Source organism: Loktanella gaetbuli (genome assembly GCF_020531945.1).
GTDB classification, from domain to species: Bacteria; Pseudomonadota; Alphaproteobacteria; order Rhodobacterales; family Rhodobacteraceae; genus Loktanella; species Loktanella gaetbuli.
This window is the reverse complement of record NZ_JAJATZ010000001.1, coordinates 630,808-642,799: the sequence shown is the minus strand read 5'-3', so window position 1 is coordinate 642,799 and position 11,992 is coordinate 630,808. Positions and strand designations below refer to the sequence as shown.

Annotated in this window: 8 protein-coding genes and 2 tRNA genes; 7 read left to right on the top strand and 3 right to left on the bottom strand. The window is 58.6% G+C overall.

Annotated features, from left to right (window positions below; all coding sequences use genetic code 11):
* Nucleotides 1-31 precede the first annotated feature (31 nt).
* Both LGQ03_RS03180 and LGQ03_RS03175 read left to right on the top strand, forming a co-directional pair.
* Nucleotides 32-108, top strand: a tRNA-Pro gene (locus LGQ03_RS03180).
* Nucleotides 109-640: 532 nt separating this feature from the next.
* Entirely contained in the window at nt 641-4,297 is a 3,657-nt protein-coding gene (locus tag LGQ03_RS03175) for a vitamin B12-dependent ribonucleotide reductase (RefSeq protein ID WP_226747199.1), read from the top strand.
* Between the two features lie 211 nt (nt 4,298-4,508).
* On the opposite strand, the gene LGQ03_RS03170 is transcribed toward LGQ03_RS03175, so the two are convergent.
* Complete coding sequence (locus LGQ03_RS03170) at nt 4,509-5,384, bottom strand: hypothetical protein (RefSeq protein ID WP_226747198.1); 876 nt, start codon at nt 5,382-5,384, stop codon at nt 4,509-4,511.
* A gap of 86 nt (nt 5,385-5,470) precedes the next feature.
* Between LGQ03_RS03170 and LGQ03_RS03165 the strand changes: the two genes are divergently transcribed.
* The 4 genes from LGQ03_RS03165 (at nt 5,471) to LGQ03_RS03150 (ending at nt 8,538) form a co-directional block, all read left to right on the top strand.
* Entirely contained in the window at nt 5,471-7,126 is a 1,656-nt protein-coding gene (locus LGQ03_RS03165) for an ABC transporter permease (protein WP_226747197.1), read from the top strand.
* 76 nt (nt 7,127-7,202) lie between these two features.
* A tRNA-Thr gene (locus LGQ03_RS03160) sits at nt 7,203-7,278 on the top strand.
* 61 nt (nt 7,279-7,339) lie between these two features.
* Nucleotides 7,340-8,050 (top strand): DUF6538 domain-containing protein, encoded by a 711-nt coding sequence (locus LGQ03_RS03155; protein ID WP_226747196.1) that lies wholly within the window; start codon nt 7,340-7,342, stop codon nt 8,048-8,050.
* 20 nt (nt 8,051-8,070) lie between these two features.
* A complete protein-coding gene (locus tag LGQ03_RS03150; RefSeq protein ID WP_264194529.1) occupies nt 8,071-8,538 on the top strand; it encodes a tyrosine-type recombinase/integrase in 468 nt (155 codons plus the stop codon).
* A gap of 37 nt (nt 8,539-8,575) precedes the next feature.
* On the opposite strand, the gene LGQ03_RS03145 is transcribed toward LGQ03_RS03150, so the two are convergent.
* Complete coding sequence (locus tag LGQ03_RS03145; RefSeq protein ID WP_226747195.1) at nt 8,576-9,148, bottom strand: hypothetical protein; 573 nt, start codon at nt 9,146-9,148, stop codon at nt 8,576-8,578.
* Nucleotides 9,149-9,488: 340 nt separating this feature from the next.
* On the opposite strand from LGQ03_RS03145, the gene LGQ03_RS03140 reads away from it, so the two are divergent.
* On the top strand, nt 9,489-10,706 hold the full coding sequence (locus LGQ03_RS03140; RefSeq protein ID WP_226747194.1) for an FAD-binding domain-containing protein: 1,218 nt from the start codon (nt 9,489-9,491) through the stop codon (nt 10,704-10,706).
* Here the strand turns inward: LGQ03_RS03140 and LGQ03_RS03135 are convergent.
* Nucleotides 10,703-11,950, bottom strand: coding sequence for a multidrug effflux MFS transporter (locus tag LGQ03_RS03135; protein ID WP_226747193.1), 1,248 nt, complete (start codon nt 11,948-11,950; stop codon nt 10,703-10,705). The genes LGQ03_RS03140 and LGQ03_RS03135 overlap by 4 nt on opposite strands.
* Nucleotides 11,951-11,992 lie beyond the last annotated feature (42 nt).

Sequence of the window (11,992 nt, the reverse complement as noted above, 5' to 3'; positions counted from 1 at the left end):
GTCGTGGCCTCCCTTATGGGTGGCGACGGTTCGGGGCGTAGCGCAGCCTGGTAGCGCATCTGTTTTGGGAACAGAGGGTCGTAGGTTCGAATCCTATCGCCCCGACCAACATCCACACATCATGATCAGGACCGCGACACCCGGTCGCGATTCGTCCCCTGCGGGGCATGACACATCATCTTGTGTGTGACCCATTTGCACGGACACCTTGTTGTATCCAAATTGCGCGATTCTTGGGCGTCAAAAGTAAACATTGCGTTAACCACTGACCCTAAGTCACCGTAAACCCTGACGGAGTTCTGACCCGTTCGGTGGATGAAATTGTGGACAAGCCGCGCATGAATCGGTGGGCTGTTTTTCGCCCTCGGCTTTGCCTTTTGGTCAATCAGGAAAAAGCTGATTTTGTGTAAATAAATCCGTTGACCCTCTCCCCCCATGTACGTCAGGTTGTGCGAGCTGGCACCAATCGCACTAGATGTAGTGTCCGGTTGGTGCAGTTTAAGCGGTAAGCGTTGAGCGTGAGAGCTGGGTGAAAACCTGGCCAAGTCCGTTTTGACGCATCGGCTGAACGGGCCTGCAGGCGCGGGCGCACGCAAATTGAGACAGGGCCGCAGCGCGGCAGGGCACAAAGGGATCGACCATGAAAATTGAACGCAACTTTACGACCCAAGGACAGGACGCCTACGCGGATATCGCCTTCAAGAGCGCCACGTCCGAGATCCGCAATCCGGACGGCACCGTGGTTTTCAAACTCGAAGGCTGCGAAATCCCCAAGGCATGGTCACAGGTTGCGTCCGATGTCATCGCCCAGAAATATTTCCGCAAGGCAGGCGTCCCGTCGGCCGTGAAAAAGGTCAAGGAAAAGGGCGTGCCCGCGTTCCTGTGGCGTTCCGTTCCCGCTGACGACGCCACGTTCGGCGGCGAAACCAGTGCCAAGCAAGTGTTTGACCGTCTGGCGGGTGCCTGGACCTATTGGGGCTGGAAAGGTGGCTATTTCACCACCGAAGAAGACGCGCGCGCCTATTTCGACGAAATGCGCCACATGCTGGCGACCCAGCGCGCAGCACCCAACAGCCCGCAGTGGTTCAACACGGGCTTGCACTGGGCCTACGGCATCGATGGCCCGGCACAGGGGCACTACTATGTCGATTTCGAAACCAAGGAACTGACAAAATCCGCTTCCAGCTACGAACACCCCCAGCCGCATGCCTGTTTCATCCAGTCCGTCGGTGACGATCTGGTGAACGAAGGCGGCATCATGGACCTGTGGGTCCGCGAGGCGCGTCTGTTCAAATACGGCTCTGGCACCGGCACCAACTTCTCGTCCCTGCGTGGCGAGGGCGAGGCGCTATCGGGTGGTGGCAAATCCTCCGGCCTGATGGGATTCCTGAAAATCGGTGACCGTGCAGCGGGTGCCATCAAATCGGGCGGCACGACACGCCGCGCGGCCAAGATGGTGATCGTCGACGCCGACCATCCCGACATCGAGGAATTCATCAACTGGAAGGTGCTGGAGGAACAAAAAGTCGCCAGCATCGTTGCCGGGTCCAAGATGCACGAAGAAAAGCTGAACGCGATCTTTGCCGCGATCAAGGCGTGGGACGGCACCGCCGAGGACGCCTATGACCCCAAGGTGAACCCTGCACTGCAAGCGGCTGTAAAAGCTGCTAAAAAGGTCGCGATCCCCGAGACCTACGTCAAGCGTGTGCTGGACTATGCCAAGCAGGGTCACACCAGCATCGAATTTCCAACCTATGACACCGACTGGGATTCCGAGGCTTATTCCAGCGTCTCCGGCCAGAACTCGAACAACTCCATTCGCGTGACCGACGCCTTCCTCAAGGCGGTCGAGAACGACGACGACTGGAAACTGATCAACCGCCGCAACGGCGAGGTCGCCAAGATCATCAAGGCGCGTGATCTGTGGGAACAGGTCGGCCACGCCGCATGGGCCTGCGCCGATCCCGGCATCCAGTACCACGACACCGTCAACGCCTGGCACACCTGCCCGGAGGATGGCGCGATCCGCGGCTCCAACCCTTGTTCGGAATACATGTTCCTGGACGACACCGCCTGTAACCTGGCGTCCATGAACCTGCTGACGTTCTACGAAAACGGCGAATTCCAGGCAGACGACTATATCCACGCCACGCGCCTGTGGACCGTCACGCTGGAAATCAGCGTGTTGATGGCGCAGTTCCCGTCCAAGGAAATCGCGCAGCGGTCCTATGATTTCCGCACGCTGGGTCTGGGCTATGCCAACATCGGCGGTCTGCTGATGAACATGGGTCTGGGTTACGACAGTGACGAAGGCCGTGCGATGGCCGGTGCGCTGACCGCGATCCTGACCGGCGTGTCCTATGCCACCTCTGCCGAAATGGCCGGAGAGCTGGGTGCTTTCCCCGGCTACGCCAAGAACGCACAGCACATGCTGCGCGTCATCCGCAACCACCGCAATGCAGCCAAAGGCAAGCTGGTCGGCTATGAAGGGCTCGAGATCAAGCCTGTCCCGCTGGACCGCAAGTCCTGCCCCGACGCCCGCCTGCCAAAGCTGGCCGTCGAGGCTTGGGACACGGCGCTGGAGCTGGGTGAAAAGCACGGCTACCGCAACGCGCAGGTCAGCGTGATCGCGCCCACCGGCACCATCGGTCTGGTGATGGATTGCGACACCACGGGGATCGAGCCGGACTTTGCGCTGGTGAAATTCAAGAAACTGGCCGGCGGCGGCTATTTCAAGATCATCAACCAGTCGGTGCCTGCCGCGCTGGAAAAGCTGGGCTACCGCACCAGCCAGATCGAGGAAATCATCGCCTATGCCGTGGGTCACGGGTCCATCGGTCAGGCACCGGGGATCAACCACACGTCACTGGTGGGACATGGTTTCGGTCAGGCCGAGATCGACAAGATCGAAGGCGCACTGAAGGCCGCGTTCGACATCCGGTTCGTGTTCAACCAGTGGACGCTGGGCGAGGATTTCTGCACCGGCACGCTGGGCATTCCGGCGGACAAGCTGAACGATCCGACCTTTGACCTGCTGCGCCACCTTGGGTTCACCAAGGCAGACATCGAAGCTGCCAACGCCCACGTTTGCGGAACCATGACGCTGGAAGGTGCGCCCCACCTCAAAGAAGAGCACTACAGCGTGTTCGACTGCGCCAACCCCTGCGGCAAGATCGGCAAACGTTACCTGAGCGTCGACAGCCACATCCACATGATGGCCGCCGCCCAGTCGTTCATCTCGGGCGCGATTTCCAAGACGATCAACATGCCCAACGACGCCACGATCGTGGATTGTCAAAAGGCCTATGAGCTGTCGTGGTCGCTGGGGATCAAGGCCAACGCGCTGTACCGTGACGGATCGAAACTGAGCCAACCACTCGCCGCATCGCTGGTCGAGGACGACGACGAGGCCGCCGAGATCCTGGAAACCGGCACGCAGCACGAAAAGGCTGCGGTGCTGGCCGAAAAGATCGTCGAAAAGATCATCGTCAAGGAGATCATCAAGTCGCACCGCGAAAAGATGCCCGAGCGCCGCAAGGGCTATACGCAAAAGGCGATTGTCGGCGGTCATAAGGTCTATTTGCGCACCGGTGAATACGAGGACGGCAAGCTGGGCGAGATCTTTATCGACATGCACAAGGAAGGTGCCGGTTTCCGCGCGATGATGAACAACTTTGCCATCGCCGTGTCCGTGGGCCTGCAATATGGCGTGCCGCTGGAGGAATTCGTGGACGCCTTTACGTTCACGAAATTCGAACCCGCAGGCATGGTGCAGGGCAACGACAGCATCAAGAATGCGACCTCGATCCTGGATTACATCTTCCGCGAATTGGCGGTCAGCTACCTCGACCGGACCGATCTGGCGCATGTCAAACCAGAGGGCGCGGCATTCGACGACATCGGCCGCGGTGTCGAGGAAGGTGTGACCAACGTGCAGACGCCGACCGAATCCGCTGCCAGCCGCAGCCTGGAGGTGCTCAAGCAGATCAGCTCGACCGGATACCTGCGCAAGCGGATGCCGCAGGAACTGGTGGTGCTCCAGGGCGGTCAGTCCGCCATGGATGAAACCGTCGCCGCACTGCAGACGCTGGTGCCCGAGATGACGGCCAAGGTCGCATCCGCGATGGGACAGGCCAGCAGCAGCGCCGCTGTCGCTACGTCGATTTCGGCCCGCGACAAGGCCAAGATGCAGGGCTACGAGGGTGACCCCTGTGGCGAATGCGGCAACTACACGCTGGTGCGCAACGGCACCTGCATGAAGTGCAACACCTGCGGCGGGACATCCGGCTGTAGCTAAAGTTTAGGGAGCCCCGAATTTTCTGCGAAAATTCGGGGCTTCAGCGTTCCGCTTCGGTTTGACCGGATGCGGACGTAGATCGGGCCGCAGGCATAAAACATTCCGAGCGGTGAACCAATCGAGCCTGATCGACGAACCTCAAAGGGCGCCCCTGTGGCGCCCTTTTTTTCGTTCTTGCATGGACAGGTTGCGGTTGGCCCCGTGGCCCCGGTCAGACGCCGATGAAACGCACGCCGTCCATGGCGGCGATCCGCTGCACGTCCTCCTCGTAGAGGTCGCTCAACTCCTGGATGTCGTCGGCGGTCATGCCCGGCAGATCGACGGTTTCCTCGATTTCCTCATCCAGCGCGTATTTGTCCAGGAATGCCGCGATGACCCTCCGTTTCTGGGACAATGTCTTGGGCGGGTGGGCGTTGAGGTAGTTGATATAGCGGTTCATGCCCTCGTTCGACATGATCGTGGCCAGTAGGTCATGCGCGCCGTTGATCTTGGTGTCCTGCGGCAACCCGGTCAGCGCCAGCACGATTTCGTCCCAGATCAGCGGCGTATCCTCGTTGCACCAGACCGTCAGCGTCAGATGCGGTGCCACCTGGAGGATGCGTTCGATCATATCGGACCAACGGATGTCGAACGGGTCCTTGCCGGCCATGAATTCGTCAAAGGTTTCGGACTTTGACTTGCGGAAGGCATCGGGCAAGAAGGTCGCCGGATCGCGAATGGCAAGAAAGATATCCAGGTCATCCTGCGGAAACAGCTGCAACATCCCCCGCAGCTTGAATTCGGTCTGCGCATAAAGCACGCCGGATTCGAAAATGCGGTTGGGAATGCAGATGAAATTCGAGTTGCTCAGCACAATGCGGTCCGGCGTTTCGTCAGACAGGATCGAATCCAGCATGATCTGACGGGTATCGGGGGCAGGGGGCAGACCGTTGAGGTTCTGGATCGTCTCGCGCAGCAGCCGGCGGTATTTGCCAGGCCCGGGGGCCGCGATATCGTGCTCCTTGAGGATGGCACCGTTTTTCAGGATCGTGCGGATCAACCGGTCTTCGTCCGTGCAATTTGCGCCAAGGTGCAGGGCGATTTCCATAAAAGAGCCTGTTTTCAGTTCCGGACGGTTTGTCGCAATATAACGGGAAATCTGGACAGCGAAACAGCTATCGGTTAGCGCAAGGCATGTCCGACCAAACTGCTCAGATATTGTCACAACCGGGCCGTCCGGCCCGCCGCAGGGTCAACCTGTGGTCGGTTGGTGCGCTGTTGATCGCATTGATCGTGATTGCCCCGCTGGTGGCCGTCGTCTGGTTTGCGCTGAACCCCACCGAAAACATCTGGCCGCATCTGTTGCGCACCACCTTGCCACGCTACCTGACGAACACAGGATTGCTGATGGCCGGCACGGGGTTGCTGACGGGTGTCGTCGGCACGGCCTGTGCCTGGCTGGTGGTCATGTACCGGTTTCCCGGACGTGGCTGGCTGCAATGGGCGCTGCTGATGCCGCTAGCCGTACCGGCCTATGTCGGGGCCTACGCGTTGGTGGATCTGCTGGACTATGCGGGGCCGGTCCAGACCACATTGCGCGACACATTCGGCTGGGCCACGTCGCGCGATTACTGGTTTCCCCAGATCCGCACCCGTTGGGCGGCAGTCGTGGTGATCGGTGCCTCGCTTTATCCTTATGTCTACCTGCTGACCCGTGCTGCATTCCGCGAACAATCGGGTGCGGGATACGAGGTCGCCCGCGCGCTGGGTGTCGGGCCCTGGGGCCGATTTGGCCGGGTCGGGCTACCGCTCGCGCGGCCTGCGATCGCGGCGGGTGTAGCCGTGGTGATGATGGAAACCGTCAACGATTTCGGCACCGTGGATTATTTCGCGGTGCAGACGCTGACTACGGGAATCTTTTCGGTCTGGCGGCAGGGGGGCAACCTGGGGGGTGCCGCGCAGATTGCCTGTGTCATCCTGACGGTGATCGTCGTGCTCGTTACGCTGGAAAAGAAAAGCCGTAGGCGCGCCCGCTTTGCCGCCGGGGCGCGCAATGTGCGCCCGGTTGAACCCGTGGCACTGCACGGCTGGCGGGCCTGGGTGGCGACGGTGATCTGCACCATTCCGGTGCTGGTGGGCTTTGTCCTGCCGGTCAGCGTGATCGCATCCCACGCGATGAATGCCGCTGAATGGGCCGCACCCGGCCTCGCAGAGGCGATGACGCGCACGCTGATCATTTGCGGCAGTGCTGCGGTTCTGGCCGTGTTGGGCGGCGTTTTCATGGTCTACGGCACGCGCCTGTCGGGCCGCCGTTTGCCGCAGTTGTTGTTGCCTGTCACGGCGCTTGGATACGCGGCACCCGGTGCTGTGCTGGCCCTTGGCATTCTGGTGCCGCTGGCGGCCTTCGACAACCGGCTGGCCGATCTTGTGCTGGCGGTGACCGGAACAGACCCGGGCCTGATGCTGACGGGCAGCGCGGGCGTGGTCGTTCTGGCCTATGTGGTGCGATTCTTTGCCATTTCAGAGGGGAGCGCTGACGCGGCCCTGGGTCGTATCCCGGCCAGTCTGCCGATGGCCGCGCGCTCGCTGGGGAAATCCGCTGGCCAGACGCTGGCCCGCGTACATGTGCCCCTGATCAGCGCCAGCATCGGATCTGTCCTGCTGCTGACATTCGTGGACGCGGTCAAGGAATTGCCTGCGACGCTGATGCTCTATCGTCACGATACCCTGTCCACGCGGGTCTACGCCAAGGCATCGCTCGAGGATATTTCGGGGGCCGCCCCGGCCGCGCTGATCATCTGCGGGGTGGGCCTGTGCGCGGTGCTGCTTCTTGCGCGCGCAAACCGCTGATTTGGTACAAAGCGGGCTTGCGTTTTCCCACGGGCGTTTTTATAGCAGCGCCAACGGTCGACCCCAGGGTCCACCGGCCCCTATAGCTCAGCTGGTAGAGCAACTGATTTGTAATCAGTAGGTCCGCGGTTCGAGTCCGTGTGGGGGCACCACCAATCTACGCAACGCATTGAAAACGTTCAGCTAATTATGATTTAGCAGGAACCGTAGAACATGCCGAAGTACATTTATGCGCCCTATACCTTCGTCAAGGACGGGATATTTTACTTCATCAGACGAATCCCAGTGGACGTCAGGAAGCATTACACCACGTCTAAAATCTCTCACTCATTGAAGACTAGATCACCCCAAGTGGCCGCATCACGCGCTATGCGAACTGCCAGCCAGCTTGATGAATATTGGTATCAGTGGAAGTGCCAAGGTGTTCGACTTCCTGGCCAGCATCTTTTGAAGACATCAAGCATGGTCGTTTCGCGTCAGAGCAATGGCCCAGATGTCAAAGCCACTGCCCTGAAGGTTTCGGACTGTGTTGACATCTACTTGAACCAAAAAGGGGTAGGGAAGGGCGACACATTCAAGCGGGCAGCTACACGAAACTGCGGCTACGTCATCAAGTACTGCGGCAACGTTCCTATTGAACAACTATCAAAGGCCCACGCAAACAAAGTCCGTGACGAATTGGTAGCCAAAGGCATGGCAGGTAGCAGCATTGCCCGCATATTAGGGACTATTCGTTCCGTGTTGAATTTTGCGGCAAGCGAGGAAGGGGTCGATTTCAAGAATCCGTTTGGCAATGTCTATTTTGATCGATCTGCAAAGGTGCAGGTACGCAGCCCTGTGCAAGCTAGTGATATCAAGCTAGTGATATCAAGATCGTCCAGGCCGAATGCAAGAAGGTCGATGATGACCTACGCTGGCTTATAGCCCTAGTTGCAGATAGCGGTATGCGCCTTGCAGAAGCTGCAGGTCTTAGGTGCGAGGATTTTCAAATCGATGAGGATGGCAATATATCTGCTCAGATCATTCCCCACCCATGGCGACGCTTGAAAACGAGCCAAAGCGAACGAACGATACCATTGGTTGGGTCATCGGCATGGGTAGCGAAACGCGTCTTAGCATCACAACGACAAGGTGGTTTTGCCTTTCCTAGATACAACAGGACCGACGTTACGAATGCGAATTCTGCAAGTGCTGCATCAAACAAATGGCTAAGGGCATACTTGCCAGAGGGAACGTCCATGCACGGATTCCGACACTCAATGCGGGACAGGCTTAGGGCTGTTGAGTGTCCCGCGGATATTGTTGACCAAATCGGAGGGTGGGGTACGGTTGGTGTTGGTCAGTCTTATGGCTCTGGTTATCCCGTTGCAGTTCTTCGCAAGTACATGGATAAAGTTTCTAATAATATCTAAAGATGTTTTACGAGAATTAAAATTGTATTGACTGTGTCTAAAGTAAAGCATCTTCTAATTCCCGAAAAGCGCTATCAAGGAAGTTCAGGACTGAAATATTTGCGTTATTATTTGAGATAAAGTTCCCACCTCCCGCCATAACTTCGAACAGCCCGTTAAGTCCATCTAAGTTTTCTGGTCGGACAAGTGAAATGTCAACACTTCCATAACATTGACCATTATTCAATCTTTTCGCGCTAACGAATATCATGAAGGTCCATTGACTATTTTTATCTGATATCTCGTAGCCCAGATTTTTGAGCTTATCCTCCGAGTAGGTCTGTGACTCCCCCAAATTAGTCCAACATCCATCAATTGCGTTGTCATCCACAATGACGCGAATGGGGCCAAAATTAACTGGTTCCATATTTTTAGACCAGACAATTGCCGATGCTGTATTTGGTAGGAAGCTGAAAGCTAGAACTATTGAAAGAAAGGAACTCCGAAGTAGTTTGAAGCCAAATGAATGGATGGTCGTTATATATGGTATAGTTCGGCGAAGTAGATGCTTGGTGAAGTAAAATATCCCGTCCTTAACGAAGGTATGGGGCGCATAAATGTACTTCGGCATGTTCTACGGTTCCTGCTAAATCATAATTAGCTGAACGTTTTCAATGCTTTGCGTTGAAAAATGGTGCCCCCACACGGATATTGTGGTTTGTGTTGTGTTCCTGTTGCAGGCACCGCAAAGGTAGGAAACGTTAGCAAAACAAGGGGTATCGTAGTTTGAAGTTCTGGGTCAACAGGCACCAAATGTACTACGGTTTGTTCTACGGTAGCCTGACGGTGGCTTGAACGTGATCTTCAAACCGGACGCCTTTTGGTGTGCGTCTCTGCGCATCATGTCGCAACCTGTTGAAAGAACCAAAGCTTGCGCCATCTCTCGGCCAAATATGCCAAGAGGAGCTGCGATGATCCGCCAGACACCGACCCGTGCTGCTGCACTGGATGCCATGCAGGATTTTGTTCCGGCGATGGGGCGCCGATATGAAAACCGTCGCAACTACGATCTTGGGCCGGGCCAGCACATCGCCGTTTCGACATTGTCGCCCTATCTGCGCAGGCGTCTGATCACCGAGCAAGAGGTCGTGGCGGCGGCCCATGCGGCGCACGGGCCGGACCGTGCCGAAAAATTCATCCAAGAGGTCATCTGGCGCAGCTATTTCAAAGGCTGGCTGGAACGACGCCCGCAGGTCTGGGACAGCTACCGCAACGGGCTAGGTCATGATCTGGAATCGCTGGACCGGGACAAACGCCTGCGACGCGATGTCGAATTGGCCGAGGCCGGTCAGACCGACATCGCTTGTTTCAACGCCTGGGCCGAGGAACTGGTCAGCACCGGCTATCTGCACAATCACGCGCGGATGTGGTTTGCGTCGATCTGGATTTTCACCCTGGGCCTGCCATGGCGATTGGGTGCGGACTTTTTCTACCGGCATCTGCTGGATGGTGATGCGGCATCCAATACACTCAGCTGGCGCTGGGTGGCGGGGCTGCATACCCGCGGCAAACCCTATCCTGCACGCGCGCAGAACATCGCGACCTATACCGAAGGCCGGTTCGCTCCTGACCACGGGACGCTTGCCGAGGTCGACAAGGGGTTGGAGGATAACGAGCCCGACGGCCTGCCGGACCTGCAACCGCTGCGTGATGTGACCGCGCCGAAAACGGGTGCACCGACCGTGTTGTTGATCACGGACGAGGATTGCTGCGTGACCGACTTTGACCTTGATGGACTGGACCTGCGCGGCGCTGCGACGCTGGCGACCAGCCATTTGCGATCACCACGGCCTGTGGCGGATCAGGTTGTCCGGTTCGAGCGCGGCGCCGTTGACGACACGGCGCAGCGGGCCGGGCTGACCGCCACCGCCATGCAGGCCGATGATCCATCGGCACTGGCCGATTGGGCCGCCAGCTTGGGGGCCGCACAGATCGTGACGCCCTATGTGACCCGCGGCCCGCTCTATGATTGGTTGATGCAGGCGCGGGGTGGTCTTGATGCCAAGGGCATCACCCTGGCCGAGTTGCGCCGCGACTGGGACGCCGCGATCTGGCCCAAGGCAACGGCCGGATTTTTCAAGGTGAAAAAGACCATTCCGGACCTGCTGGACCGGTTCATCACGTCCTAGGCGTCTGATCGTCTGGCAAAGAGTGTGCCACCCTCGGCCCAGGCGGCTGCGGCCAATGCCACACTCGCCAGTACTAGCCCGCCGCCCAGCAGCGGGATCAGCGTCCCGTCATAGAGGTAGCCCACGATCCCGCCCAGCACACCGCCCAGCACCGTCTGTGCGGCCCCCAGCACGGCCGATCCGACACCGGCGACATGGCCCAACGGGTTCATGGCCAGCGCGTTGAAATTCGGCGGAACGATGCCCACGCAGCTCATCATTACGGTAAACAATGTGATGAACAGCCAGAACGGCGTATGTCCACCTGCGGCCACGGCCAGCCCCAGATGCAGCAGCGTGACGACGATGAACAGACACAGTGCCGCGTGCGACAACCGCCGGGTTCCGAATCTTGCGACCAGTTTGCTGTTCACAAAGGCCGTGACGGACATGACCAGCGCCACGACCGAAAACCACAGTGTGAATTCCGCGCCCATGCCGTAGATCTGCGTATAGATCTGTTCGGCCTGCGCGATGAATGCAAAGACAAAGGCAAAGAACGACCCCATGGCGATCAGGTAGCCGACCGAGATGCGGTTTGTCAGGACAATACGGAATGCCTCGGCCACCGGGCGCAATTGCAGCGGTCGCCTGTCGGCGGGTGCCAGGGTTTCGCGCAGGCGGAACCACGTCCAGACAAAGGCACCGGCCCCGATCCCGAACATCACGCCCGACACCTCTCGCCAGTTGCCCCAGAGCATGATCAGGCTGCCCAGATTGGGGGCCAGCACTGGCATGATCATGAAGACCATCATCACCAGCGACATGACGCTTGCCATCTGTTCGCCCGCAAAACGGTCGCGCACGGCGGCCGTGGCGATAACACGGGTGGCGGCTGCACCCACGCCCTGCACGAACCGCATCGCCAGCAGGGCACCAAAGGTCGGCACAAAGACGGCAGCCAGGGCACCGATCAGATAGATCGCCAGACCCGCAAACAGGATGGGTCGCCGGCCGAACCGGTCCGACAGCGGTCCATAGATGACCTGCGCGCCGCCAAAACCCAGCACATAGGCGCTGATGACGAACTGGCGCTGGTTTTCGTCCGATACGTTCAGCGCCGTTCCGATATTCTGCAGTGCCGGAATATAGACGTCGATGGCTGCGGAATTCAGCGCCATCAGCAGGGCCATCATGGCCACGAATTCCACATAGGGAATGTCTGTACCCGTCTTGCGCGGGATCGGTGTCGTGCGGGCCGTCATGCGCGGTGCCTTTGGTTGTTTCGGGTCCGGCTTCTGCCCTTT

Bases quoted from the DNA above. Each gene is read 5' to 3' on its own strand.
- LGQ03_RS03175 (WP_226747199.1), top strand. From the start codon at position 641: ATGAAAATTGAACGCAACTTTACGACCCAAGGACAGGACGCCTACGCG.
- LGQ03_RS03170 (WP_226747198.1), bottom strand. From the start codon at position 5,384: ATGGAAATCGCCCTGCACCTTGGCGCAAATTGCACGGACGAAGACCGG.
- LGQ03_RS03165 (WP_226747197.1), top strand. From the start codon at position 5,471: ATGTCCGACCAAACTGCTCAGATATTGTCACAACCGGGCCGTCCGGCC.
- LGQ03_RS03155 (WP_226747196.1), top strand. From the start codon at position 7,340: ATGCCGAAGTACATTTATGCGCCCTATACCTTCGTCAAGGACGGGATA.
- LGQ03_RS03150 (WP_264194529.1), top strand. From the start codon at position 8,071: ATGCGCCTTGCAGAAGCTGCAGGTCTTAGGTGCGAGGATTTTCAAATC.
- LGQ03_RS03145 (WP_226747195.1), bottom strand. From the start codon at position 9,148: ATGCCGAAGTACATTTATGCGCCCCATACCTTCGTTAAGGACGGGATA.
- LGQ03_RS03140 (WP_226747194.1), top strand. From the start codon at position 9,489: ATGATCCGCCAGACACCGACCCGTGCTGCTGCACTGGATGCCATGCAG.
- LGQ03_RS03135 (WP_226747193.1), bottom strand. From the start codon at position 11,950: ATGACGGCCCGCACGACACCGATCCCGCGCAAGACGGGTACAGACATT.